Below are 25,650 nucleotides of genomic sequence, written 5' to 3'. Positions count from 1 at the left end.
CCCCTCCGACTGACTGCCTGCCTGGACCGGCCGACTTGGTACTACTCGGCGGCGTACGCCACGAAGTCGGTCCAGGCGGTGGGGGCGAGGGTGAGGCGGGGGCCCTGGGTGTTCTTGGAGTCGCGGACGTGGATGGTGTGCGGGGTGGTGGCTATCTCGACGCAGTCGTTGCCGTTGCTGCTGTCGCTGTAGCTGCTCTTGAACCACAGCAACTCAGAAGGCTCGCGGATCATGTTTCTCCCAGCACTTGCTCGATAAAGGCCAGCGACTCCTCTGGCGTGAGAGCCTGGGCCCGGATGATGCCATACCGCAGTTCAAGGACCCGTAGCTGCCTCGGGTTGTCGACCGGTCGGCCCCCGAAATCGTCGTCCATACGCCCTGCCCCCGAACCGTCGGCGAACTTCAGCACCTGGATCCGTCCGCCCGTTCCAGGATGGTTTGCGCGGGCCGTTGGCATCACTTGGAGTTCTACGTAAGGCAACTGAGCCACCTCCAGCATGTGCTCAAGCTGTCGGCGCAGCACCATTGTGCCTCCGACCGGGCGGCGCAGGGTCACCTCTTCCTGCACGAAGCTCAGTTCAGGCGCGGGCTCGCGCTCGAAGATGGACTTGCGCGCCATACGTCCTGCCAGCATGCGTTCCAGCTCGCCTTGCGAGTACGTCGGCCGCCACGTCCCCAGCAGCGCCCGCGCATACTCCGGTGTCTGCAACAACCCATGAATGTTGTGGTTGCTGTACAGCTGAAGCTCGACCGCCATGTCCTCCTTCTTCTTCAGATCCCGCACCTTCTTCGGATACAGGGCCTTCTCCACGTCCTCCTGGAACGCCCGCAGATGCCCACCCGCGTTCAGGACATCGTCGGCACGGTCCAGGAATTCCACCCGAGGAATCCGCGCCCCGCGCTCGATCTTGCGGATCATGTCCTCGCCGTACCCCATGACTTTGGCGAAGTCGGCCACCCGCATCCCGGCCTGCTCCCGGCAGAACCTGACGAGTCGCCCCACGGCCTCCACCAACGGCGCGCTCTCGTCCCCGGGTTCGAGGTCCCAGCCGGCCTCGTCCACACCCTCGTTCTCGTTGCTCACGCTTTCGTCATTCATGGCCACCCACCTCCAACGCGCACCGGTACCCGTACGTCGTCGGAGACAGCCGAGACAACGCGAGACAACGACGGGACAGGGCGGATACGTACAGGCGTCATCGCACGTCAAGGCAAACACGTTCGGCCACGCTGAGTGACATGAATCAAGGAACCGCCGAGCCCGCGGTCCAACTCGCCAACCCCATCCCCAACTTCAGCGCACTCCTGCCACCCACACCCCGCGGAGCCCGCCAGGCCCGCCTGCTCGCGGTACAGCAACTCCGGGATTGGGACCTCCCGTTGGATCCGGCGGAGCACGTCGTTGCCGAACTGGCGGCCAACGCGGCCACGCACGGCCGCGTACCAGGCCGGGACTTCAGACTGACCCTCTACGTCGTCGGCGGCACCCTGCGCATCGAGGTCACCGACACCTGCGGCGACCGCCCGCCCCGTCCCCAACACCCAGCCACCGACGCCGAGTCCGGCCGGGGACTCCTCCTCGTCGAGGCGCTCGCCGACCGCTGGGGCGTAGCTCGGGGACCGAACCCACGCAAGACGATCTGGGCGGAACTGGACCTCACACCGGAACCGGAGCACGGGTCCTCGTGCTCCGGTGCGAGGGGCGCTCTTTCCCAAGAACCACGACGGTGAAAGGACCCTCACCAAGCCCCACCCCACCCTCCCGGCAGCACAGCCCGCCGATCACCCATGTGGGTGAACATCGCCAACTGGGCTGGATTCCGGACGGGTTGCGTGATCTACGCTCAGGCCAACACAACCGCAGACATACGACGGCCCTCGCCGGGACTGGCATCCCAAGGCGAGGGCCTGACCACCAAGGAAGAGATACAGCTTCCCGATGGATACACACGACATTACCGCGCCCCCGCACGCCCAGTCCCGGCACACCGCCGACAAACACCCGAACCAGCGGCACGGTGCGCACAGCGGGCTCACGCACGACAACTCCCGCCACACCACCCGCTTCACGGTGATCGGCAACCACCTCGCCCAGCACCCGCAACTGTCGGCTCTCGCGATCGGACTCGGCGTCCACATCCAGTCCCTCCCCAAGGGCGCCCGCGCCGACATCAAGACCCTCGCCGCCCGCTTCCCCGAGGGCACGACCCGAATCGCCGCCGCGCTACGGGAGTTGGAGACCCACGGCTACCTCCGCCGCGAACGCCACCGCATCCCCGACGGCCGCATCATCACCCGCACGATCTCCTGCAACCAGCCCGGCAGCCACCGTAGAGACACCCACACACCGCCGACGCCGAAGAAGGGCACACCCCGCAGGGCGCTGCCGCCCGTACCGCGCCCGGCCTACCCCTCCCCCGCCCTCATCCAGCGGGCCACGGACCTCCTCACGGACCTCCGCCGCCACGACCCCCGCCTGATCCTCTCGACCTGCGACACGACCCACCTCGCCCCCGGGGTCGCGGCCTGGCTGGAACGAGACGTCACCCCCAGCGTCGTACGCCACGCCCTGACGACCGACCTGCCGCCCGAAGGACTACGACGGCCCGCAGCCCTCCTGGCCCACCGTCTGACGGCCCAACTGCCGCCCCCGCCAGCGTTCCGCGCCCCGGCACCACCACCGGCAGTCCGATACCCACTCCAGAACTGCGAAGGCTGCGACCACGCCTTCCGCGCGCCCGAACCCGGTCGCTGCCGCGACTGCCGATCCGATCTCTGATCGCCGAGTGGACGATCTCGACGGTGGGCCTGCCGCGCTACCCGGATCAGGGCTCCGCGAAACAGCACTGACCGCTCACCGGCACAAACAACCCCGATCCGGCCATAGGGGTACCGATCAGCAACGGCGCAGCGTAAGACTCCCGGCACACGCCTTAGATGCGTATGCAACGGGGGAAAAAAGTGACTGACCTGTTCCGTTTTGTTGCGCTGCGCGCGCCCGCGCGCACCGCACCGACACATTCCATAGATCTGCAGTCGTCCAGCGCGTTCCAGAAGGCGCTGGCCTCAGCCCGTCAGAGCGAGAGTCCGGTCGACGCCGCGCAGACGGTCGCCGGGCGGTACCTGATCGGCGACTACGGCCCGGGGTTCATCAAGGAGAGCGACGCGATCCCGGACCAGGGCGCCTACGACAAACTGGCAGCGACCGCCGCGACGGCTCAGCACGCCGCGGACCTGACCGCCGTGATCAAGTCGGGGTTCGGGAAGACGCCGCAGGTCCTGGTCGCCGACGCGGGTTTCAAGCTCTTCGTGCAGAACGTGCACGACACGATCGTCGCCCTCTTCCTGCTGCCGGCCACGCGTTCGCACCCGATCAGCGATCTCGCCCAGCTCACCCGCTTGACGGGGCTGATCACGCGCGTGGCGGCAGCCGACACCTCCCTGGAGACCGCCGGTGAGATCCAGAGCGCGCTGAGCCAATCGCTGGTGCTGCCGACCGCGGTGTTCCCGTTGCGGAGCGGTCTGCCGCAGCCGGTCGGCGTCGGAGACCTGCTCGTCGTCAAGCAGCAGCTCACCCGGTACGAGCCCGGGGACGTCGCCAACATCGAGAACATTCTCAAGGGCGAGAAGCGGGAGAAGCTCAAGCACCACAACCTGACCCTCGACACGACCGTGGTGACGGAGACCTCGAAGACGACGGAGACGACGACCTCGCTCGACGTGACCGAGCGGTTCGACTTCAAGAACGAGGTGCAGAACACCGTCAGCGAGGATCTGTCGATCAACGGTGGCGTGAACGTCTCCGCGAAGTACGGCGCCGTGGAGATCAACGCGAACGCCAGCGTGGCCTACAAGCTGTCGAAGGAGGAGTCCACCAAGGTCGCGACCGATCACGCGCGGGACGTGACGAACCGGGCGGCGACGAAGGTCACCGAGACGGTGCGGCGGCAGGAGACGACCCGCACCATCGAGGTGCTCAAGGACCGGGAACTCCACTCGTTCGAGAACACCGGCCCGGGCAACGCGAACGTGAGCGGCGTCTACCAGTGGGTGAACAAGGTCTACGAGGCGCAGACCTTCAACTACGGCAGCCGCCTGATGTTCGACCTCACGGTCCCGGAACCGGCGGCCTTCATCGTCGACGCCACCACCGTGAAGGGCGTCCAGGCGACGATCACACCGCCCGAGCCCTTCGTCGTCGTCAACGACAGCGCGAACACACCGCCCTGGCGCGCGGTCCGGCCCGGTGATCTCGGCCCGGACGGGCTCCTCAAGTCCACGGTCGTCTCCCGGCCGCTCACACCGGCCGACGTGTCCTCGGAGCTCAACTCGGCCACGTACTACGGCACGTTCATGGGCAAGTACGGCGCCCTCGGGGTCAACGCGCCCCCGGAGCCCTTCACCACCGTCGCGAAGAGCCTCACCGGGAACAAGGACGACCACGACCACCTGGCGGTCGTGGACGACCTGACGATCCCGCAGGGGTACCAGGCGACGGCCATCACCGCCCAGGGCGCCTTCACCCTCTTCGAGGAGGAGGACGGCGACGAGCGGATGTGGGTGTTCGTCGGCAAACACCGCTTCGAGTGCAAGGGCGCCGGCACCCTGCCGCCCGGCGCCGCGCTGCTGCCCGACCCCGACAACACGCTGATCAACGAGCAGGGCAGCATACCGATCGCCGTGGAGACCCAGCAGGCACGGGACTTCGCGGTCACGGTCGAGGTGGCGTGCGCACGGACCGACACCGCGCTGGAGCAGTGGCGGCTCGACACGTACAACTCGCTGGTCAACGCCCACGAGAACCTGGTGAGCGTCTACCAGGACAAGGTGAAGGCCCAGGCGGTGCAGGCGGCCGGCACGGTGTCGCTCGGCCGCAATCCGGCGCAGAACAGGCTGATCGAGCGCGCGGAACTCAAGAAGGCGTGCATCGCCCTCCTCTCCGGCACCGATCTCTACGACGCGGACATCGACGACGTCAAGGTGAACACCACCGCGCCCGCCTTCCCGCGCCCGAACGTTCCGCCGCACTCGAACCAGAACGTCGTCGGCTCCGACCAGGAGGCGTTCATCCGCTTCTTCGAGCAGGCCTTCGAGTGGGAACACATGATGTACGTGTTCTACCCGTACTACTGGGCCCGCCGCGAGACGTGGTACGCCAACGCGCTCGCGGACGACCCCGACCCGCTGTTCGCCGAATTCCTCAAGGCGGGCGCCGCCCGGGTCGTCGTACCGGTCCGCCCTCAACTCGAAGGCGACGTACGGTACTTCCTCATGATCGGGCAGATCTGGAGCGGCGGTGCCGTGCCGGGCATCACCGACACCGACTACCTCCCGATCACCGAGGAGATCCGCGCCCGCGACGACGCGCCCGGCGACGAGGTGCCGCAGGGCGATCCCTGGGAGGTCTCGCTGCCGACCACCCTCGTCAGGCTCAGGGCGGACGAGACGCTGCCGGAGTGGCGCAAGTTCCAGGTCGACGGCCGTGACTTCTGGGTGCCCGGCCGCATCGTGGCCGGCAAGTGGACCCCCGACTTCGGGAAGCTCGACAGCCACGGCAACTGGACCCCTCAGTGAAGGGCCGGTGACCCTTCATGACCGCGAACAGCTATGTCTTCTTCGGCTCGGAGCCGCAGTTCGTCCTCATCGTGGCGGGGATCCACGAGAGCGAGCAGGGCGGCATCGAGGTGGCGCACTGGATCCGGACCAAGCTGGCGGCCCGGAAGAAGCCGACCCGCTTCGGGGCGGTCGTCATCCCCGACGTCTTTCCCGAACGGGGGCTCCTTGCCCGCGCCGACGAGTGGAAGCGCGGAGACACGGACAACACCTGGCGGGAAATCCCGCGCCCCGGCGGTGCGGACTTTCACCCCGCCCGCCATTTCCCCCCGCCGGGAGAGCCGTTGAGCGTCCTGAAGAAAGGGCTGCTGATCGGCCGGGACGGCACTGAGTTGCGGGAAGCCAAACGGACGCTGCCCCAGTTGCCGGAGATCCGGTACGTCATCCAGTTCGTCGAGCAGTTCCGGCCGATCAGAATCGTCAGCGTCCACGGCACCCATCCGGTGACCAGGGACCAGCTGCCGGGCAGAAAGGCCCAGACCGGCATGAGCGACGACGACATCAAGAACTGGGACGGCGTCTCCGCCATCAAGGGGGTGAACTTCCCGGGCATCTTCGTCGACCCGAGATACCAACTCGGCAAGGACTGCCCGAAGTTCGACCTGGAGATCTGCAAGTTCGACCCCCTCCTGGACCCTGCCTTCCCGGTGCAGAGCGCGGGAAAGGACGGCAAGGGGACGGACCGACGCTTCGACTCGGCACGCACCCAGGAAGGCAGGGCGGACGACGCTCTCGCCCTCAAGGCCGCACAGGCCATCGCCAAGCTGGACCCGACGCTCGTACGCGGCAATCACGTGGCCGAGGCCGTTCCCGTCGTCCACTACGCCAAGGCGAGCACTACGCCCGAGGCCTTCTCCCTCGGCGACTGGGGACCCGTCGAAGTCCCCTCCTCGAAGGGCCTCGGCGCGCGTCCCGGCGCCCCCGTGTTCACCGTCGAGGTCGACGACATCCAGGAGAGCTGGGCCTTCCTCGACGGGGTCCAGATGATGTCCGAGAAGGGAGAAGCCCTGCTGCAGACCCCGTCGCCGGAGCTACGGGTGGCCAAGAACCCCGGGCGGAAGATCCTGCCGGCGAAGTTCAACAAGACACGGTCCGAGCAGCTGCAGGCGTACGCCCAGGGGATCATCGACACCATCCTGGAGGTGCCCTGACGGCCGACATCCCGACCACGCCGCGGGCACAGTAGTCGTGGCCCTGGCTGGGGGGACCGTACCTGCCTCCGCAGCCCGGGCCGCCGCATTCTTCATGCTTCGAGTTCATGACGGGCTCGCAGACAGCGGGACTCTGTCACCTGCACCCCAAGGTCTTGAGGGTCGCCGGGAAGTAGGCCCGCATGAACTTCTCGATGTCCTTGCGGTGGGTCTGGTCCATGAGGCTGATTTGGGGGACTTGGAGGGTGAGGGTGAAGTAGTCGCCGCCCTTGGTTTTACAGGGAGTGGTCGAGATGGCTCCGTCGGTGCCGACGATCGTCTTGTAGGTGAAGTTGATGGCGTGGGGATCCGTCACGTGCGAGACCGACCCGGTGCCCTCTGCCAGGTACATCAAGTCAGTCGGGTTCGGGTCCCACGAGAAGCCGAGATCAAGGACCGGGTCAGGGCCGGACAGCAAGACGCAGGGGGCTGTGATCGCTTCGGAACGATCCACACGGTTGTACTCGTGCAGGTCCGCGTCGGATGTCACCAAAGGACGACTCACCGAGGGATCGATATGGGTACCGCAAATGGCTTTCGGGATCTGGTGGTCGGCCGGGTCGTCGCAAGACACCACGAAGACCGAGACAGCAAGTACGGACAAGCCTAGGAGAACGGCGCGCATACATGAGTTCACTTGGGCTGATCCCCAGACACACCTTTGGCGTTCGTGATCCCGTCGGTCGCGGATCGACGAATTTCCTGCTGCGGGTTGAAGTAGAGACTGTCAACGACTCGATGCGTCTTGCTCCACTCCTCTGAGAGACCCATGAGCTGTCCGTTCCTCCTGTAGTAGACCTTTACATTCTCTTCGGTCTGCTTGTCATCGAGCCTCTTTTGCTCATCAGCCAGCCACTGCTCCGTCACATAGTCGAACCCAGTCTGCACATCGCCACTAACCACAGGGATATAGCTAATCGCTTTGTCAAAAAACGGCTTGGTCTCGAACTCCGCGACCTTCGGTTCCCCCGCAGCCTGGACCCGGGCCTCCTCCAGGAAGCCAACCGTGCGGCCGGCCGCGCTGAGGGAGTCGGCCGAGTTCGAGTGGTCGTGGTGAATGGCTGACACCATGGCCTGGTTCATCCCGCCGTTCAGTGTGCCGTACGCCCCCTCATCCTTGGACACCTGCTTCGCGACCTCGAAAAGCCGGTGCTGATCCAGGGGGGATTTGCTGACGTCGACCTCACCCATGGCCGCATGCACCGTATCCCCATGATTGATGAGCACGTTGGCCATCGGCCTCCGCAATGACGGCGGAAACTTATCCCCACTGTCGGACAAATAATTCAACGCCGACTTGAACACCGCATCGTTCGTCGCCCGATCCCCCACACGAACCCCATCCGAATCCGCAGGATCGATCCCCGTAGCCCCCGCCTGCAACGCCGCCCCGAACCCAGCCCGATCGTCACCGTCCAACCGGGACACATAATGGCCCCCTTTCGAAGCCCCCTCGTCGTTCAGGGTGACATTCCAGTCGCGGTCCTTCATGAGGTATTTCATGTGGGCGTCGGAATGAAGGTAACGCGCCGCCTCCGCCGGGTCGCGGCTCATGATGCCGAGCATGCCGTCGACGGGGTCGTTGGCGAACCAACCGCCACGCGAACCGGCGCAAGTACCCTTCACCTGCCAGATCCCGGGGTGTTTCTTCTCCGCCGCGATCATGTCGCCGGTGAGGTCCTCGACCATCCCCGGGGCGTAGCCGTGGCCCTTCCGCATCAGTGTGACCAGTGATTGGTAGCCGACGGCCTTGTCCAGGTGGAGGCCCTGGGCGTCCGTGGCGTAGTGCGCAAGGCCGGCGTGCCGCATCTCGGTGCGCCACTTCCCGTACCACTTAGACTTCGTGTCCTTCGTCGCCGTAGCGAGGGTGTTCGCCAGGCCCGTCTCGATCGCCGAGTACGCCCCCGCACCCGCGCCGCCCTGAACGTGGATACGGTCGTTCAGCTCGTTCGTGAGCTTGATCGTGCCGGTGGACCCGAGGTCGTCCAGGACCATCCGCGAGAACCCCTCGTCCTCGCTGTTGTCGCGGAACGACCGTTCCAGTTCGGCGAGTTGAGTGCTCGTCAACTCACCGCCCCTGCCCAGCTTTTGCAGGTACCCCTCCGTCTCCTCGGCCTCGTACGCTTCGACGTCACCCATCGCCCTGCCGTTGAACCCCAGCCCGCCCGCGAGCAGTTCGGAGTCGACCACAACCCGCGCCAGCGCGACCCGGACGCCCGTGTCCGCGTCCGTCACATCACGTACCGCCTTGGTGATGCGGTCCTGCCACTGCTGCGCGGTATGCGGATCGGCGGGGGTGTCCGGCTGGTCGGGGCCGGGGCTCACCACTCCATGCTCAGAGACCCGCATGCCCGCCCGGATTGCGTCCCAGCGCGCCGTCTCCACCCGGCCCCGTAGCTCCACGAACCGCTCGTACGCGTCCCGCAGCAGCGACGCGATCGCCTTGGCCTCCGTCTGCGCGTACCCGAACTCCTTGAGCGTGGTGTCGAAGCGGGCGTTCGCCGCGTCGGCGCTGAGCCCCGTCCACGACGTGCCCATGGAGATGCCGTGCACATCCCGCCGGTACGCCGTCTCCTGCTTCTCGAACTCGCCCGCCATGCCGTCCCAGCGCTCGGCCGCCGTGGTCAGCGCGGCCAGGTCGGTGGTCATGATCTCGTGATACGTCGGCATGCGCCCAGTCGCCCCAATAGCTCCGATGACCTCAACACGTATCCGGCCGGCCTCAGTACGTGTCCAGCGAGGACTGCTGTCGCAACGTCGACCCCACCGCCAGATCCGTACTCGTCAGCACCGCGTTCCCGCTCCGCAGCGCGTCCTTCTCCGCGCCGAGCCGGTCCATCAGGTTCTTCACCTGGTCCGCCCACGCCCCGTGCGCCTTCTTCAGGGCCGCCGACGCCACCCAGCCGTCCCCGTCCTTCGCGGCGAACTCCCGTACAGCGGCACCGTTTTCGTCGTCCGCCCACCGCCCCGCCGCACACGTGCCGGGCTCGATGTGGTCCTCGATCGCCCTTGCCGCCGCCTGCTTCTCCCCCGGCGACGAAGCCAGGTCCCTCCCCCGCGCCGAAACCCCCGGCACATTCGGCACCCCCGAAATGTCCAACACACCCGGCACGCCACCCGAAACGCCCACCCGTCACCCTCCGCGCACAACCACGGGCTACACCCGCCGGCTCTCCAACGGCCCCAGGTACAGCGCCGGCAGACCCCCCGTGTCGATCACGAGCCGCTGCAGCACCACCGTCGGGTCCACCATCCAGAACTTCAACCGGTGGACCCCCGCCTTCGTCACGGAGTGTTTCGTCGCGGTCGCGTTGACGTTGTCGGAGGTGTTGCGGGCCCACACCGCGTTCAACAGCCCGTCATCAGCACCGACGTTGATGTCTACGGTCTCGATCGGCCCGTCGTCCAGGGAGACGCCGTAGCGCAGACCGCCCGTCGGCAACACAGGGTTACGAGGGGACAGATACGCCCACACCGTCACCTCACCCGCCGCCAACAAGCTCACCTCGTACTCCAGCCGCGGCGAACCCGCCCCACCCGGCGTCTGCCTGGGCAGCGTCACGGGCCACGGCGTCACCCCCGCCCCCGTCCGGCCGATGCCGTCGATACGCCGCCACCCGCCGACCGCCCGGTCGTAGTGCTCCGCATCGATCGCCACATAGCCGCCCGCCTCCACGAACCCCCGCAGCCCCCGGGCCGACGGCTTCTCGGCGACGCAGGTGACAGGCACCGACACCCCCGCACCCGTCACCGTCAACACCCCCTCCGCACGTCCGACCGGCACCCGCGCCCAGTCCACCGCCACCTCGACCCGCACCTGCCGCTCCACCCGCCCCCGCGCCCGCTCCACCGCCAACCACGGCACCGACGACGTATCGATCCGGTAGTCGAAGGCCGTACGCCCCCGGTTGAACACCTCGACAAACTGCTGCGGCCTCGTCTGATACGGACTGAACACAGGCAGTACGGCCGCCACCCCCGACGCACCCCCCGGCCACCACACCCCCGTCTCCGAACCATCCACCGCCACCCCCAACTCCGCCCCCACCGCCCCCTCCCCCACCTCAATCCGCCGCACCGCCGGAAACAGCACATCCGGCAACGCCACGTTGTCCCGCTCCGGCTGCTGCCACCCGGCATTGGGCCCGTACCGCTCCACATCCCCGTAGTCGATGTGCGGCTGTGTCTGGAAGCCGCGCCATTTCCCGCCCGCCACCGCCGAGTTGAAGTGGTCGGCCAGGGCGAAGTCCCGCACGAGGGCCGCCTCCGCCGCGTCCGCCAGGGAGTTCGTCGCGGCCCGGCCCTGCGCCGCGTAGAGCAGGTTCGTGAACTCGGCCGACCGCAGCTCATACAGGTTGGCGGTCGCCAGCACCTCGTACCCGACTAGTTCGAACCACGCGTCCCGCACCCCGCCACCCGGCAACCGCCGGCCGATCCGCTCGGCCCGTCGCCCCAGCTCCCGCCACTCCTCCGTGACCCGCTCCAACTCCCGGTGCCCGAAGGCGAACGGCGTCCGCTGGTCGTCGTAGACCACCTGGCCGTCGACGAGGGTGATCCGCCGGTTCAGCAGTTCCGGCTTGCGGCGCGCCTGCAACTGCCCGTACTCCGCCAGGACTTCGGAAATCGGGACAGCCTCCGCCGCCCCGAAGTTCTGCCGCGCGTACCGCCCTTCCCACTCCCCGAGCCGTGCGAGGTCCCAACCCTCCGGATTCCAGGCGTAGTTGAGGAAGAACTCGGTCGGCAGCTCGTTCCCCTTCAGGTCGCCCACATTCGCGACCCACAACCCACGATTCCCGTACGCGTGCGCCGCGTGCAGTTGCTCCCACACGTTCCGCAGGTTCGCCGTGTCCACCCACTTGTAGTTCCGCCCGGCGCCCACATAGTCGAAGTGGTAGTACAGCCCGTAACCACCAGCCCGGTGCTCCGCCGCGTCCGGATGCTTGCGGATGTTCCCCCAGTTGTCGTCCGTCAGTACGACCGTGACGTCGTCCGGCGCCCTCAACCCCCGGTCCCAGTACCGCTGGACCTCCTTGTACAGCGTCCACACCTGCGGGGTCTCCGCCGCCGGGCGGCCCGTCACCTCCTCGATGATCCGCCGTTGCGCCGCGATGATCTCCTGCATCAACTCGATGCCGTCGCCGTCCGGAAGGCTCGTGTCGCCGTTGCCGCGCATGCCGAGCGTGACGACGCCCTCGAAGCCCTGGTCGACCATGCGTTGCACTCCGGCCCGCCAATAGGCCTGGATTGCTTGGGAGTTGAGCCGGTACGACCACTCGCCCGTGCCGCCGTACGGATCGTGTCCCGGTGTCACGATCGTGCCGGACGAGTCGCGGACGGCGGCCACCGCGTGCCGGTTCCACTCCTCGATGCCGCGCATCATCGGCGCTTCATGCGACGTGCCCATGACAATCCCGTACTCCGACGCCCGCCGGTGATTCTGCGGGTCGTCCTCCGCGAACGCCCGGCCCCACACCGCCGGCCAGAGGTAGTTCCCCTTCAGCCGCAGCAGCACCTCGAAGACCCGGCCGTAGAAGTCCGCGGTGAACCCGCCCGGATACCCCGGCGCCTTGCCCGGCCCGAAGTACGCCGGCGCCCAGGTCCCCAGCGCCGGGTTCTCGTCGTTGATGAAGAAGCCCCGGTACTTCACCACCGGCGTCCCCTGCGAGTACCGCCCCGGCAGCACCCACACCTCGTCACGAGGCGTCGGCGGTACGTCGTCCCACCAGTGCCAGGGCGAGACCCCGATGCCGTACGACACGTCGTACGCACCGAAGATCGTGCCGCGCGGGTCGCTCCCCGCGACGACGAAGGCTCGGTCCACGCCCGGCATCGGACGCTCGACCACCGTCTGCAGCGAGGTCTCCCAGCTGCCACGGATCCCGGACACGTCCAGTTTTCCGGCGGCCACCAACCCGTCGATCAGCGCGCTGCGGCCGATCGTGCCGACCAGAACCGCCAAGCGGGCGGGCGCGCTTCCGGGGCGTACGCCGACGACCCGTTCGATGTCGGCCCGGAGGTCCCCTGCTACCCGTACGACTCCGGGGTGATCGTCGGGGTCCACCACGACCGGGGCGCCCACGAGGGGGAAGGCTCCCGCGCTCGGCGAGAAGGAGATGTACGCCCCCGCGTCCGTGGACCGCACCGCCGGCGACCCCGCCCGTGACGACAGCACCGGTACCGCGGCAAGTCCCGCTCCCAGAACGGCTCTTCGGCTCACATACTCGCCCATGACTCATCCCTCCCAAGCGAATTTGCTCAGTGGCATGACAAATGGTGGGACGAGCGACCGGAGGGGACAACGGGTCGTACGCGCCGAATAGTTTCGTAACAGCGGGCACGGCGAAGGGGCCCGTACGACCGAAGTCGTACGGGCCCCTCCGGAAACTGCTACCAGATCAGATCAGGACTACTTGTTGATCTTGATGACCTGGCCGGCGCCCACCGTGCGACCACCCTCACGGATGGCGAACTTCAGGCCCTCTTCCATGGCGACGGGCTGGATGAGCGTAACCGTCATCTCAGTGTTGTCGCCCGGCATGACCATCTCGGTGCCCTCGGGGAGGGTCACGACGCCGGTCACGTCCGTGGTGCGGAAGTAGAACTGGGGACGGTAGTTGTTGAAGAACGGCGTGTGACGGCCACCCTCGTCCTTGGACAGGATGTACGCCTGGGCCTCGAACTCCGTGTGCGGGGTGACCGAGCCGGGCTTGATGATGACCTGGCCGCGCTCGACGTCCTCGCGCTTGATGCCACGGAGGAGGAGACCGACGTTCTCACCGGCCTGGCCCTCGTCGAGCAGCTTGCGGAACATCTCGATGCCGGTGACCGTGGTGGTGGTCTTCTCCTGCTTGATGCCGATGATGTCAACGGTCTCGTTGACCTTCAGGACACCACGCTCGATACGGCCGGTGACGACCGTACCGCGACCGGTGATCGTGAAGACGTCCTCGACGGGCATGAGGAACGGCTTGTCGACGTCACGCTCGGGGGTCGGGATCGACTCGTCGACGGCGGCCATCAGGTCGAGGACCGTCTGGCCCCACTCCTTGTCGCCCTCGAGAGCCTTGAGCGCCGAGACCTTGACGACCGGCAGGTCGTCGCCCGGGAACTCGTACTCGGAGAGGAGCTCACGGACCTCGAGCTCGACGAGCTCCAGGATCTCCTCGTCGTCCACCATGTCGGCCTTGTTCAGGGCGACGACGATGTACGGAACGCCGACCTGGCGGGCCAGGAGCACGTGCTCCTTGGTCTGCGGCATCGGGCCGTCGGTGGCCGCGACCACGAGGATGGCGCCGTCCATCTGCGCCGCACCCGTGATCATGTTCTTGATGTAGTCCGCGTGACCGGGGCAGTCGACGTGGGCGTAGTGACGCGTCTCGGTCTGGTACTCGACGTGCGCGATCGAGATCGTGATACCGCGCTGGCGCTCCTCAGGAGCCTTGTCGATCTGGTCGAAGGCCGAGGCCTCGTTCAGGTCCGGGTACGCGTCGTGCAGCACCTTGGTAATGGCGGCCGTGAGGGTCGTCTTACCGTGGTCGATGTGACCGATGGTGCCGATGTTGACGTGCGGCTTAGTCCGCTCGAACTTTGCCTTCGCCACTGGGGTCCTCCTGCGGAGTGGTTCTGGTACGCCTTACTCATCGGCGCCAGGTGATCTTTGCTGGGATGCCGTCCGCCGGGGTCTGCCCTCCCGGGTGAGCCCCGGCGGTCGGTGTCAAGCCTAAAGCGTGCAAACGGTGTGTGTTACTCGCCCTTGGCCTTCGCGATGATCTCCTCGGCGACGTTCCGGGGAACCTCGGCGTAGGAGTCGAACTGCATCGAGTAGCTTGCGCGACCCGAGGTCTTGCTGCGGAGGTCGCCGACGTAGCCGAACATCTCCGAGAGCGGCACGAGGCCCCTCACGACGCGGGCACCGGCACGCTCCTCCATGGCCTGGATCTGGCCACGGCGGGAGTTGATGTCGCCGATGACGTCACCCATGTAGTCCTCGGGCGTGGTGACCTCGACGGCCATCATCGGCTCAAGGAGCACGGGGGACGCCTTGCGGGCGGCCTCCTTGAACGCCTGCGAACCGGCGATCTTGAACGCGAGCTCGGAGGAGTCGACCTCGTGGTAGGCACCGTCGAGCAGCGTGATGCGGACGCCCGTCATCTCGTACCCGGCGAGGATGCCGAACTGCATGGCCTCCTGCGCACCGGCGTCCACCGACGGGATGTACTCCCGCGGGATACGGCCACCGGTGACCTTGTTCACGAACTCGTACGCCGGACCGTCGGTCTCGGTGATCGGCTCGATCGCGATCTGCACCTTGGCGAACTGACCGGTACCACCGGTCTGCTTCTTGTGGGTGTAGTCCACGCGCTCGACGGCCTTACGGATCGTCTCACGGTAGGCGACCTGCGGCTTGCCGACGTTGGCCTCGACCTTGAACTCACGGCGCATACGGTCGACCAGCACCTCGAGGTGCAGCTCGCCCATACCGCCGATGATCGTCTGGCCGGTCTCCTCGTCCGAGTGGACCTGGAAGGAGGGGTCCTCCTCCGCGAGACGCTGGATGGCGACACCCAGCTTCTCCTGGTCGCCCTTGGACTTGGGCTCGATCGCGACCTGGATGACCGGCGCCGGGAAGTCCATGGACTCCAGGATCACCGGGTTCTTGTCGTCGGACAGCGTCTCACCGGTGGTGGTCTGCTTCAGGCCCATGACGGCGACGATGTCGCCGGCGCCCACCGACTCGATCTCCTCACGCTTGTTCGCGTGCATGCGGTAGATCTTGCCGATGCGCTCCTTCTTGCCCTTGACCGAGTTCAGCACTGCCGAACCCGCCTCCAGGCGGCCCGAGTAGACCCGGACGAAGGTGAGCTTGCCCAGGTGCGGGTCGCTCATGATCTTGAACGCGAGCGCGGACAGCGGCTCGTCCACGGACGGCTTGCGCTTGACGACGACCTCGGGGTCCTTGACGTCGTGGCCCTCGATGGCCTCGACGTCGAGCGGGGTCGGCAGGTAGCGCACGACCGCGTCGAGCAGGGGCTGGACGCCCTTGTTCTTGAACGCGGTGCCACAGAACACCGGGGTGACCGTGACGTCCTTGGACTTGCCGGACGCGATGGTGATACGACGGATCGCGGCGTACAGCTGCTCCTCGGTGGGCTCCTGGCCCTCCAGGAACAGCTCCATGATCTCGTCGTCGTTCTCCGCGACGGCCTCGACCAGCTTGCCGCGGTACTCCTCGGCAGCCTCGGTGTGCGTGGCCGGGATGTCGACGACGTCGTACATCTCGCCCTTCGCCGCCTCGGCGGACCACACGAGCGCCTTCATGCGGACCAGGTCCACAACGCCCTTGAAGTCCATCTCGGCACCGATCGGAAGCTGCATGATCAGCGGCACCGCGCCGAGGCGGTCCTTGATCATGTCGACGCAGCGGTGGAACTCCGCGCCGGTCCGGTCGAGCTTGTTCACGAAGCAGATGCGCGGGACGCCGTAACGGTCGGCCTGACGCCACACCGTCTCGGACTGCGGCTCGACACCGGCGACACCGTCGAACACCGTGACGGCACCGTCGAGGACGCGCAGCGAGCGCTCCACCTCGACGGTGAAGTCGACGTGCCCCGGGGTGTCGATGATGTTGATCGTGTAGTCGTTGTCCTCAAGCGGCCAGTGACAGGTGGTGGCAGCAGAGGTGATCGTGATGCCACGCTCCTGCTCCTGCTCCATCCAGTCCATGGTGGCGGCGCCGTCGTGGACTTCACCGATCTTGTAGCTGACGCCGGTGTAGAAGAGGATCCGCTCGGTGGTGGTCGTCTTGCCCGCGTCGATGTGGGCCATGATCCCGATGTTGCGGACCTTGGCCAGGTCAAGTGAAGTGGTAGCCATAAGGCTTCAGTCTTCTCTCGGTCTCGATGGGGTCTGCGACTACCAGCGGTAGTGCGCGAAGGCCTTGTTGGACTCGGCCATCTTGTGGGTGTCCTCGCGCTTCTTGACGGCCGCGCCGAGGCCGTTCGAAGCGTCGAGAAGCTCGTTGAGCAGACGCTCGGTCATGGTCTTCTCGCGACGGGCGCGGGAGTAGCCGACCAGCCAGCGCAGCGCGAGCGTGTTGGCGCGACCGGGCTTGACCTCGATCGGAACCTGGTACGTCGCACCACCGACACGGCGGGACTTGACCTCAAGCGTGGGCTTGATGTTCTCCAGCGCGCGCTTCAGCGTGATGACCGGGTCGTTGCTGGTCTTCTCGCGCAGGCCCTCCATGGCGCCGTACACGATGCGCTCGGCGGTGGAGCGCTTGCCGTTCAGCAGCACCTTGTTGATCAGGGAGGTGACAAGAGGAGAACCGTAGACCGGGTCGATGATGACCGGGCGCTTCGGGGCGGGGCCCTTACGAGGCATTTTCTACTTCTCCTTCTTGGCGCCGTAGCGGCTGCGGGCCTGCTTGCGGTTCTTGACACCCTGGGTGTCAAGGGAGCCGCGGATGATCTTGTAGCGAACACCGGGCAGGTCCTTCACACGACCGCCACGCACGAGCACGATGGAGTGCTCCTGCAGGTTGTGTCCCTCACCCGGAATGTAAGCGGTGACCTCGATCCCGCTGGTCAGACGCACACGCGCGACCTTACGCAGGGCCGAGTTCGGCTTCTTCGGGGTGGTCGTGAACACACGCGTGCAGACACCGCGACGCTGGGGCGAACCCTCAAGTGCGGGCGTCTTGTTCTTCTCGACCTTGTCCTGCCGGCCCTTCCGGACCAGCTGCTGGATCGTAGGCACTACTTCTCCGGTTTCTGTGTGCCGATGGTGAAGCTAACCTGGAACGTCGCCGACCCACGCGGTCGGGTGTGTCGAATCCCGCAGACTTTCGCCGGGCAGCAAAAGGGGCGCAGATTGCGGTGGCCAGTGTCGGCCCCCTTAGTGCGGTTCAAGGCACGCACGAGGGCCAGGGCACACCCCAGGCACAAGGTATGAGCGTACCTACCTCATTCGCTGCGGTCAAAACAAATGGGTGTCACCCACGGCTCGGCACGGAACAAGCCGAAGCCGCACCCCCTCCGCGATCTTCGAATCTACGGTACGGAGGGGTCAGCTGGAGCTCACTCCGGCCACCACGAGCAGCAGGAGGAACAGGGTCCAGGCGCTGACCGCGAGCCACCCGAAGACCAGCCCGGTCAGCGCCAGCCCGTCACCGACCTCGTCGGTCCGCCGTATCTCGGCGCGGGCGGTGTGACCCAGGATCACCGCGGGGATGCCGGTCAGGCCCAGCGTCGGCACGATCAGCAGACCGCAGACCAGGGCGCCGACCGCCTTACCGTTGGTCGGCGGCAGCGGAGCCGGCAGGAAGGTCGGCGGCACCGGACGGAAACCGGGCGGCGGCGCCTGGACGACGGTCGCCTGCGGACCCTGGGGCAGATCGGCGACCAGCAGCATCAGCTCGCCGACCGTACGGGCGTCGTAGGCCCGCGCGATCCGCTTCTCCAGCTCGTCCTCCCGCAGCCGCCCCTCGGCGAAGCCCGCCCGGAGCACGTCCACGGCCCGCTCGCGGTCGGCGGTCGCCGCCAGCATCGACGCCCCGCCCTGTCCGTGCCACGGCTGCGGTCCCTGCCCCTGCCACGGTGTCGGGTACGACACGGAACACCTCCCCCGGCGCCGGAGACCGAATGCCTCCATGATGCTCCAACGTGTCGAAAACGGCACCGGTTCCCCACCCGGCACTTCCCCGGCCGCATCGGCCCGAGTGGCGCGAACCGGCATGCTGACGCACGCGCTTCCGCCAGTGGCCGGTTTCCGCGCTTTCACTCTCCGCGACTCCGTGCTTTCAGTACGTTGATCGACCCACTGTCGGAATTCGGGGGATGTAAATGACAACGGGGATAACGGCGTACACGCCGGACGACGGAGGTCTGGACGACCAGGTGCCGTTCCTGGCCCGGCTGGAGGCCGAGGACCGCTCGGCGCTGCTGGCCCTGGGACGCGCGCTGGACTTCACCCCCCGGATGGTCCTGGTCCGCCAGCACGAACCCTCCACGCACGTGCTCTTTCTCGTGCACGGCTGGACCAAGGTCACCGCCTCGGCCGCCAACGGCTACGAGGCCCTGCTCGCGCTGCGCGGCCCCGGCGACATCGTCGGCGAGTCGGCCGCGCTCACCGGGCGCCCGCGGTCGGCCACGGTGACCGCGCTGGAACCGGTGCGGGCGGTGGCGGTGGAGCGCGGCCAGTTCAAGGGCTTCCTCAACCGCTCGCCCGCCACCTCCTTCGCCCTCCTGGGCCTCACCACGGACCGCACCCGCGCGGCCGACCGGCGCCGGCTGGAGTTCGCGTCGATGAGTGTGCGGGAACGGTTCGCCGTGCTGCTCCTGGACCTGACCCGCACCCACGGCCGCCGCACTCCGGAGGGCATCGAACTGGCCGTGCCCCTCAGCAAGCAGGAGCTGGCGGGGTCGGTCGGGGCGTCCCGGGAGATGGTGCAGCGCCTGCTGAAGGAGTTACGGGACAAGGGCGCCGTGTCCACCGGCCGCCGCGCGATGCTGATCATGCGCCCGGACATCCTGCGCCGCATAGCCGCCGCGGGCCCGACCGCGGGGATCCCGTCGCCGCCGGGGCCGGTGGACGACTGAACGGACCGGGACTGTGAACCCCTTCACAGTCCAAGTGCGTCATCCTCCCTCACCGCTGAGGTCCCGTCAGCCTCACGCTGCTGCTCTGAGCAAGCACGCCCCCGCGCAGTCCGAACAAGCACGCCCCCGCGAAAGGCGACCATGAGCGACCCCGTGAGCCGCACGATCCTGCTGCTGGACATCGAGAGGTACAGCGACCGGGACGACGTGGAACAGGCCTATCTGCGCCGCATGCTCTACGACATCACCGACCGCACGCTGGAGAGCGCGGGCATCGACGAGACCCGGCGGCTGCGGGCCGACCGCGGCGACTCGGTGATGGAGCTGATCGACGCGAGCGCCCCCGTCACGGCGCTGCTGCGGGCCCTGCTCACGGAGGTGCCGGTCCGGCTGAAGGCGGTCAACCGCATGGCGTCCCGCTCCGCGCAGATCCGGCTGCGCGGTGTCGTCGCCACGGGCTACGTCGCCGTCGACCAGCACGACGGCTGGGTCGGCTCCGACCTCAACCACGCCTGCCGGCTGCTGGACGCGGACGTCCTGCGCGCCGCCCTGCGCGAGCGCGCCGCCGACTTCGCGCTGTGCGTCTCGGACGCCCTGTACGCGGGAGTCGTCCGCCACGACCACCCGGGCATCCCGGCCGACGACTTCCACCGGGTGACGGTGGCGAGCAAGAACGGCCCGCTGGAGGCCTGGCTGCAAGGACCGGTGCCCGACGGGGCGGCCGGCGAGAACCACGGTGACGCGGGGGAGGGGGAGGCGCAGGGCGGATCGGGGGACCGCCCTGCGCCCCGGGCCCCGGGTTCGGAAGCACCCGCGCCCGATGCCCCCGCATCGCAGTCCCCGGCTTCGGACGCCCCCGCGCCGGACGACCGCGAGGAGCGGGTGCCGCCGCAGGGCGGGTCACCGGAGAACCGCCCGGCGCCGGACGGAACACGGGGAGCCCCGGCGCCGGGTGTCGTCTTCAACTTCAACGGCGGTCCGCCGTCCTTCGGCGGCAGCCTGGTCGGCCACGACCAGCACGGCGTCAGCGGCGGCCAGGTCACCGGCGACGTCCACCTCGGCGGGCAGGAGCGGAGGGACGGCGCATGAGCGGCGAGGAGGAACCGGAGAAGGCGGAGAAGCCGAGAGCGGGGTCCGGCGGCACGGCCGATGCCAAGGACCAGAAGGGCCCGAAGGACCAGAAGGGCGCCAAGGGCGCCAAGGGTTCCAGTGACTCGAAGCAGGGCGACCAGGCCGCCGACGACACCCCGCAGGGCGGCGATGACGACGACGCGGAGGAACGCGACCAGCCGCAGACCGCCTGGGCGGCCCGCCGGGACCTGATCGACCACAGCCCGCGCAGCATGCACGTCGGCGACCGCTCCCGCTTCGGCGGCGGCCTCGTCGGCCACGACCAGCACGGCGTCAGCGGCGGCCGGGTCACCGGCGACGTCATCATGGGCAGCAAGACGGAGATCCACTACGCGATACCGGGCCTGTCCGCGCCCGCCTCCGCCTCCGGCGAGGTCCCGCGGATCGTCCTGGAACGCCTGGCCGAGACCTTCGTCGCCGACGAGGAGTACATGTCCGGACTGCTCGAACGGCTGCGCAGCGACCGTGTCCTGGTGCTGTCCGGCGCCCGCTTCACGGGCCGCCACACCGCCGCCCTGATGCTGCTGCACCGGCTGGGCGCCGACCCCGTCCGCACCCTGGTGCGCGACACCAGCCCGGCCTCCCTCGCCGACGGGTTCAGCGCCGAGGACCAGGCCCGCGGCTACCTCGTCAGCGACCTCGCCACCCGCCGCGACCGCCCCCTGCGCGAACCGCACGTCCTCGCCTCGAAGGACCGGCTCGTCGAGCAGGACGCCTATCTGGTCATCACCGTCGGCCCCACCGCCGTACTGGAGGACGTACCGAAGGTCGAGTGGCGGCCACCGAGCGCGGCCGAGGTCCTCGCCGCGCATGTGCGCACGCGCACCGACGAGGAGACCGCGGCCAAGCTGCTGGACCTGCCGGACGTGGTCGAGTTCCTCACCCGCGACCATCAGCTGCGCGAAGTAGCCGCGTTCGCACGGCAGTTGGGCCGGTTCGCGGCCGGTGAGATCACCGAGGACGCCATCGCGCAGTTCTCACTGATCTCCCTGGAGAACCAGGTCCAGGAGTGGTTCGAGGAGGACGAGAGCGCGATCCATCTGCGGGACAAGGCGTTCCTGGTCGCGCTCGCCGCCTTCGACGGCGGCCCGTACGCCCTCACCGCCGAACTCAGCGACCTCCTCTACCGGTTCCTCCAGGAGACCGAGAACCCCGCCCGCGTCCCCGAGGTCCCCGTCTTCGGCACCCACATCGGCAAGCGCCTCCAGCTCGCCCGCGCCACGAGATACGAGGAGGACGAGCACACCGAGTGGGGCCCGGTCGCCCAGCAGAAGGCCAGATTCCTGGACGAGCGGGCCTCGCTGGTGCTGCTGCGCGAACTGTGGACCGGCCATCCGTCGGCCCGCCCGGCCCTCATCAACTGGCTGCGCCGGCTCGCCGACGACGGCCGTCCGCTGGTGCGCACCCGCGCCGCGTCCACCGTCGCGATCCTGGCCCGCACCGACCTGCCCTCCGCGATGGCCCTGGTCATCGAGGTGTGGGCCACCTCCAAGCTGTTCCGGCACCGGCTGGTCGCCGTCAACTCCCTGACCCTCGCCCATCTCATCGACACCCCCAACATCCCGCGCATCCTCGACGACTGGTGCGAGGGCGACGACGAGCGCCGCCGCTGGGTGGGCGTCCGGTCGTACGGCCTGATCGGCTCGGAGCGCCCCGAGCAGGCACTCGCCGCTCTGCGCAAGGCGGTACGCCGGCTCTACGACAACGACCAGGACCTGGACCTGGAGATCGGGCGTGAACTCGCCGAGGCCGTAGGGCTGTTGCTGCTCTCCTCGGCCGAGGAACGGGTGCTCGCGGAGCTGCGGCAGCACCTCGACGACGACCGCGCGGTCCGCGACCTCACGCTCGCCGGCTTCGTCAACGCCTGCGGGCGCACCGAGGGCGACGAGCGCTACGGCATGCCGCTGGTCCTCGACTGGTACGCCCGCGCGGTGGCCGCGGGCAGCGCCTCGGCGTACGGCATCCCCTACCTCTGGCGGGCCGCGCTGGCCGATCTGCGCACCACCCGGCCCGCGCTGGACGTGCTGAAGGCGTGGGTACTGATCGCCGACCGCGCCACGGCCACCGAGTGGGCGCTCGCCGCCCTGCTCCCGGCGCTGGTGGCCACGCCCGAGGACCACCAGCGGCTCAGCCACCTGCTGCGCACCATGTCCGGCGAGGACGGAAAACCGCCGCCCCAGGTGGCGGCCCGCCTGCTGACCACGCTCCCCATCCGCTGACCCACGTCGGAACGACCGGCGCACGCCGGGTGGTACGTCCGAGGAGACACGCCCATGCCCACCTTCCGCCAGCCCGAGTGGCAGCAGCCGGCCGACCGGCACACCGAGATCGTCGACCCCGTCCTCACCGTGCGGCAGCTGTCGCGCTTCGAGTTCAACCTCAAGTCGTACGTCCGTATCGACCACGCCCTGGTCTTCGCCACCGGCAAGGGCGGCTACGTGGCGTACCTCCCGCCGCAGCGGCCGACCCGCGGGGACATCGCGGCGAACCGCTACACGGCCGTGTACGAGGTGGACATGGGCGTGCATCCGCACACCTGCGACCTCACGCTGCCCAGCGACAACGACGCGTTCGAGTTCACGGCCGCGGTCGACCTGTCCTGGCAGGTCCTCGACCCGGTTCGGTTCGTGGCCAGCGGCCACCGGAACGTACCCGGGCTGCTGCTGGGCGAACTCCAGCAGGCGGCCCGGCCGGTGACCCGCCGGTTCGCCATCGCCGACAGCGCGTCGGCCGAGGTCGAACTGCTGGAGCGGATGAACCTGCTCGGCCCGCTCGGCGCCCCCGCCGGACTCCAGGTCACCTGGACGCTGCGGCTGAAGCGCGACGAGGCCAACATCGAGCACGAGCTGCGCAAACAGGCCATCGAGCACTCCGCCGACGAACAGATCCGGGCGGCGCAGCGGGGCATGGACATCGACGTCGAGGTCGACCGCCGCTACCGCCAGAGCGACTCGCTCCAGCTCGACCGGGCCATGCAGTACGGCACCCACCAGCAGGAACTGCTCCTCCAACAGCAGCGCTGGCAGCATGCGCAGGCGCTGCTCGCGGGCCAACAGCAGCTGGAACTCCAGCGGTTGGAGGAAGAGAAGATCAATTTCTACCAGTTCCACCTCCAACAGGGCGGCGTCCACCAGTGGGCACTCCACCTCGCCCAGCACCCGGAGGACTCCCACATGGTCATGAACAGCATGCGCGAGGACCAACTCCGCATGATCCAGGCCCAGATGGAACTGGTACAGCAACTCCTGAACGGCGACACGGCCGAGAACTGGGAACTGGAAGGCCCCAAACAACTGGCCCTGCGCACGGTCAACGACATCCTCACCCAACGCCTCCCGGGCGTACCCCAGAACCCGCCTCCTCCGCCGCTCCCTCCGGGGGCGGGCCCGGAATACCCCGGCGAGCCGATCGCCGGCTCGCCTCCTGGCATGGGCCCGGGCCCGGGGATGGCTACACCGTCCGCTCCGGCTCCGGGGAGCCACCCCGCCGATGAGCAGGGGCTCGGCGGGCAGCCGACGGCGATGGGGCCGTATGTGCCTGGGCAGGGTGGGGTGCCGCGGGGTTATGCGGCGGGACAGGGGGCGGCGCCTGGGGCTTACGCGGGTGGGCCGGGCACGGCGCCGGGAGCCTATGCGAGTGGGCCGGGTGCCTATGCGGCAGGGCAGAGCTCGGCGCCGGGAGCGTATGCGGGTGGGCAGGGGGCAGTACCCGGGGCTTACGCGGGTGGGCAGCCCTTGGCACCCGGGGCGTACGTTCCTGGGCAGGCGCCGACGGCAGGAGCGTATGCGCCGGGACAGGCGGCGGAGACAGGGCCGTACGGCCCCGGGCAGGCCTCGGCGCCGGGAGCGCACGCACCTGGACAGACGCCGGCACCGGGACCGTACGGCCCCGGGCAGTCCCCGGCGACAAGCCCGTACGGCCCCGGACAGGGTGCGGCATCAGGGGCGTTCCCGAGCGGGTCCAACCCCAGCGGCCCGTACCCGAGCGGGCCCTACCCGGGCGCGCCGACGGCTGTCCCCGGCACCGCCGGACCGTTCCCTGGTGCCCCGGGCCACGCGGCTTCCGGCCAGTCTCCGGCTCAGGCCGGACCCACCGGACCCGCTGGGCCGACCGCGCCAAGTGGACCCGCTGGACCGGTCGGATCGGCCGGCGTCGCGCCGTATCCGCAGGGGCCGGTCGCGGGCATGCCCGCGTCCACGCCCTACGGCTCACCGCCCGCCGGACACGCCCCGCAGGGCTCGTACCCGGACGCCCCGGCGCAGCCCCCGGCATCATCTCCGGCCGCCCTGCCACAGCCCTCGGGACAGCACTCGGGTTCGGCACCCGCCGCCCTGTCCAAGGCTCCGGCCGACCAGTCGCCGGCCTCTGCCGCACCCGAGGCCTCCACCCCGCAACCCCCGACCCCAGCCGCCACACCCGAGGGCTCCGCCTGGCAGCCCCCGCCCGGATACGGCCGGACACCGACCCTGCCGGAGGTGGCCGCGGGCGCAGAGGAGGAGGACGTCGAGGAAGCCGACGGGCCGGAGGGCGGCGTATGACCACACTCGACCCCGCTCCCCCACCGACGCCCACTCCCACTCCCCTACTCCCCCACCCCACCGACCTCGTCCCCCTCTGCGAGCGGCTGCTCGCAGAGCTGCGCAACGAAGTCGCCCGTGCCGATGGCAAGGCGTCCGTGCTGGTCGGGGCTCTTGGGATGACCGGGGGTGTGTTCAGCGGGCTGCTCGCGGGGCGGGGGTGGACCCCGGGCGAGCTGTCGGCCACGGCCACCGTGCTGTGGTGGACCGCACTGGCCACGCTGGGGCTCTCCCTGTTCGCGCTGCTGCTGGCCGTGCTCCCCCGCTACCGCTCCGAGCGGTGGACGCCCGGCCGGCCCCTCTCCTACTTCGGTGACATCCAACAGGCCGTCCGGCAGGGCCAGTTGGAGACCGCGCTCGGCGACACCGGGCGTGACCCCACGACCGGGCTGACCACCGCCCTCGCCGAGCTGAGCCAGATCGTCGCCCGCAAGCACCAGTGGATCCGTACCGGCCTGATCGCCTTCTGCACCGGCACGGTCCTGCTGCCCGCCTCACTGCTGATCGGCTGACCGCCGCACCGGCACCCGTCCCCGCCTC

20 protein-coding genes are annotated in these 25,650 nt (G+C 68.7%); 9 read left to right on the top strand and 11 right to left on the bottom strand.

The window, feature by feature from the left end:
• Positions 1-41: 41 nt before the first annotated feature.
• On the bottom strand, positions 42-233 hold the full coding sequence (locus tag OH768_RS31165; RefSeq protein ID WP_406459116.1) for a DUF397 domain-containing protein: 192 nt from the start codon (positions 231-233) through the stop codon (positions 42-44).
• Positions 230-1,099 carry a helix-turn-helix domain-containing protein gene (locus OH768_RS31160; protein ID WP_406459114.1) on the bottom strand — a complete coding sequence of 290 codons (870 nt, stop codon included), beginning with the start codon at positions 1,097-1,099 and terminating at the stop codon, positions 230-232. Before OH768_RS31160 ends, OH768_RS31165 begins: the two co-directional genes overlap by 4 nt.
• A gap of 140 nt (positions 1,100-1,239) precedes the next feature.
• Here OH768_RS31160 and OH768_RS31155 point away from each other — a divergent pair, with 140 nt between their 5' ends.
• The 4 genes from OH768_RS31155 (at position 1,240) to OH768_RS31140 (ending at position 6,764) form a co-directional block, all read left to right on the top strand.
• Positions 1,240-1,731, top strand: a complete 492-nt coding sequence (locus OH768_RS31155; protein WP_406459112.1) for an ATP-binding protein — start codon at positions 1,240-1,242, stop codon at positions 1,729-1,731.
• A gap of 208 nt (positions 1,732-1,939) precedes the next feature.
• Positions 1,940-2,779, top strand: a complete 840-nt coding sequence (locus OH768_RS31150) for a helix-turn-helix domain-containing protein (protein ID WP_406459110.1) — start codon at positions 1,940-1,942, stop codon at positions 2,777-2,779.
• A 182-nt stretch (positions 2,780-2,961) separates the two neighbouring features.
• The gene (locus OH768_RS31145) at positions 2,962-5,574 is read left to right on the top strand and encodes a hypothetical protein (RefSeq protein WP_406459108.1); all 2,613 of its coding nucleotides are present in this window, start codon (positions 2,962-2,964) and stop codon (positions 5,572-5,574) included.
• 17 nt (positions 5,575-5,591) lie between these two features.
• On the top strand, positions 5,592-6,764 hold the full coding sequence (locus OH768_RS31140; protein ID WP_406459106.1) for a hypothetical protein: 1,173 nt from the start codon (positions 5,592-5,594) through the stop codon (positions 6,762-6,764).
• 136 nt (positions 6,765-6,900) lie between these two features.
• Here OH768_RS31140 and OH768_RS31135 read toward each other — a convergent pair whose 3' ends face one another.
• The 9 genes from OH768_RS31135 to OH768_RS31095 all read right to left on the bottom strand — a co-directional run bounded on the left by OH768_RS31135 (position 6,901) and on the right by OH768_RS31095 (position 18,416).
• Positions 6,901-7,428 carry a hypothetical protein gene (locus tag OH768_RS31135; RefSeq protein ID WP_406459104.1) on the bottom strand — a complete coding sequence of 176 codons (528 nt, stop codon included), beginning with the start codon at positions 7,426-7,428 and terminating at the stop codon, positions 6,901-6,903.
• An 8-nt stretch (positions 7,429-7,436) separates the two neighbouring features.
• Positions 7,437-9,452: a hypothetical protein gene (locus OH768_RS31130; RefSeq protein WP_406459102.1), complete on the bottom strand. Its 2,016-nt coding sequence runs from the start codon at positions 9,450-9,452 to the stop codon at positions 7,437-7,439.
• A gap of 73 nt (positions 9,453-9,525) precedes the next feature.
• Positions 9,526-9,888 (bottom strand): hypothetical protein, encoded by a 363-nt coding sequence (locus tag OH768_RS31125; protein WP_406459100.1) that lies wholly within the window; start codon positions 9,886-9,888, stop codon positions 9,526-9,528.
• Positions 9,889-9,960: 72 nt separating this feature from the next.
• Positions 9,961-13,032, bottom strand: a complete 3,072-nt coding sequence (locus OH768_RS31120) for a glycosyl hydrolase 115 family protein (RefSeq protein WP_406459098.1) — start codon at positions 13,030-13,032, stop codon at positions 9,961-9,963.
• Between the two features lie 177 nt (positions 13,033-13,209).
• Positions 13,210-14,403: an elongation factor Tu gene (gene tuf, locus OH768_RS31115; RefSeq protein ID WP_317880746.1), complete on the bottom strand. Its 1,194-nt coding sequence runs from the start codon at positions 14,401-14,403 to the stop codon at positions 13,210-13,212.
• 143 nt (positions 14,404-14,546) lie between these two features.
• Complete coding sequence (gene fusA / locus OH768_RS31110; protein ID WP_406459096.1) at positions 14,547-16,676, bottom strand: elongation factor G; 2,130 nt, start codon at positions 16,674-16,676, stop codon at positions 14,547-14,549.
• Between the two features lie 39 nt (positions 16,677-16,715).
• Positions 16,716-17,186: a 30S ribosomal protein S7 gene (gene rpsG / locus OH768_RS31105; protein ID WP_005481264.1), complete on the bottom strand. Its 471-nt coding sequence runs from the start codon at positions 17,184-17,186 to the stop codon at positions 16,716-16,718.
• Positions 17,187-17,189: 3 nt separating this feature from the next.
• Positions 17,190-17,561, bottom strand: coding sequence for a 30S ribosomal protein S12 (gene rpsL, locus OH768_RS31100; protein WP_003948652.1), 372 nt, complete (start codon positions 17,559-17,561; stop codon positions 17,190-17,192).
• Between the two features lie 309 nt (positions 17,562-17,870).
• On the bottom strand, positions 17,871-18,416 hold the full coding sequence (locus OH768_RS31095; RefSeq protein ID WP_406459094.1) for a DUF1707 and DUF4190 domain-containing protein: 546 nt from the start codon (positions 18,414-18,416) through the stop codon (positions 17,871-17,873).
• A 230-nt stretch (positions 18,417-18,646) separates the two neighbouring features.
• Between OH768_RS31095 and OH768_RS31090 the strand changes: the two genes are divergently transcribed.
• From OH768_RS31090 to OH768_RS31070, 5 genes are all read left to right on the top strand, one after another.
• Positions 18,647-19,402, top strand: a complete 756-nt coding sequence (locus OH768_RS31090; protein WP_406459092.1) for a Crp/Fnr family transcriptional regulator — start codon at positions 18,647-18,649, stop codon at positions 19,400-19,402.
• A 141-nt stretch (positions 19,403-19,543) separates the two neighbouring features.
• Positions 19,544-20,491: a hypothetical protein gene (locus OH768_RS31085; RefSeq protein WP_406459090.1), complete on the top strand. Its 948-nt coding sequence runs from the start codon at positions 19,544-19,546 to the stop codon at positions 20,489-20,491.
• Positions 20,488-22,752 (top strand): hypothetical protein, encoded by a 2,265-nt coding sequence (locus OH768_RS31080; protein WP_406459088.1) that lies wholly within the window; start codon positions 20,488-20,490, stop codon positions 22,750-22,752. The genes OH768_RS31085 and OH768_RS31080 overlap by 4 nt, the downstream gene beginning before the upstream one ends.
• A 54-nt stretch (positions 22,753-22,806) precedes the next feature.
• A complete protein-coding gene (locus tag OH768_RS31075; RefSeq protein WP_406459086.1) occupies positions 22,807-25,071 on the top strand; it encodes a hypothetical protein in 2,265 nt (754 codons plus the stop codon).
• The gene (locus tag OH768_RS31070) at positions 25,068-25,622 is read left to right on the top strand and encodes a Pycsar system effector family protein (RefSeq protein WP_406459084.1); all 555 of its coding nucleotides are present in this window, start codon (positions 25,068-25,070) and stop codon (positions 25,620-25,622) included. Before OH768_RS31075 ends, OH768_RS31070 begins: the two co-directional genes overlap by 4 nt.
• Positions 25,623-25,650: the final 28 nt, after the last annotated feature.

It is taken from the genome of Streptomyces sp. NBC_01622 (assembly GCF_045209635.1).
Lineage (GTDB): Bacteria > Actinomycetota > Actinomycetes > Streptomycetales > Streptomycetaceae > Streptomyces.
This window is presented reverse-complemented; position numbering and strand designations above follow the sequence as displayed.

Coding starts and splice junctions, on each gene's coding strand:
- OH768_RS31165 (WP_406459116.1), bottom strand. CDS start 233: ATGATCCGCGAGCCTTCTGAGTTGCTGTGGTTCAAGAGCAGCTACAGC.
- OH768_RS31080 (WP_406459088.1), top strand. CDS start 20,488: ATGAGCGGCGAGGAGGAACCGGAGAAGGCGGAGAAGCCGAGAGCGGGG.
- OH768_RS31160 (WP_406459114.1), bottom strand. CDS start 1,099: ATGAATGACGAAAGCGTGAGCAACGAGAACGAGGGTGTGGACGAGGCC.
- OH768_RS31140 (WP_406459106.1), top strand. CDS start 5,592: ATGACCGCGAACAGCTATGTCTTCTTCGGCTCGGAGCCGCAGTTCGTC.
- fusA (WP_406459096.1), bottom strand. CDS start 16,676: ATGGCTACCACTTCACTTGACCTGGCCAAGGTCCGCAACATCGGGATC.
- rpsG (WP_005481264.1), bottom strand. CDS start 17,186: ATGCCTCGTAAGGGCCCCGCCCCGAAGCGCCCGGTCATCATCGACCCG.
- OH768_RS31085 (WP_406459090.1), top strand. CDS start 19,544: ATGAGCGACCCCGTGAGCCGCACGATCCTGCTGCTGGACATCGAGAGG.
- OH768_RS31120 (WP_406459098.1), bottom strand. CDS start 13,032: ATGGGCGAGTATGTGAGCCGAAGAGCCGTTCTGGGAGCGGGACTTGCC.
- OH768_RS31150 (WP_406459110.1), top strand. CDS start 1,940: ATGGATACACACGACATTACCGCGCCCCCGCACGCCCAGTCCCGGCAC.
- OH768_RS31075 (WP_406459086.1), top strand. CDS start 22,807: ATGCCCACCTTCCGCCAGCCCGAGTGGCAGCAGCCGGCCGACCGGCAC.
- OH768_RS31155 (WP_406459112.1), top strand. CDS start 1,240: ATGAATCAAGGAACCGCCGAGCCCGCGGTCCAACTCGCCAACCCCATC.
- OH768_RS31135 (WP_406459104.1), bottom strand. CDS start 7,428: ATGCGCGCCGTTCTCCTAGGCTTGTCCGTACTTGCTGTCTCGGTCTTC.
- OH768_RS31090 (WP_406459092.1), top strand. CDS start 18,647: ATGACAACGGGGATAACGGCGTACACGCCGGACGACGGAGGTCTGGAC.
- OH768_RS31130 (WP_406459102.1), bottom strand. CDS start 9,452: ATGACCACCGACCTGGCCGCGCTGACCACGGCGGCCGAGCGCTGGGAC.
- OH768_RS31070 (WP_406459084.1), top strand. CDS start 25,068: ATGACCACACTCGACCCCGCTCCCCCACCGACGCCCACTCCCACTCCC.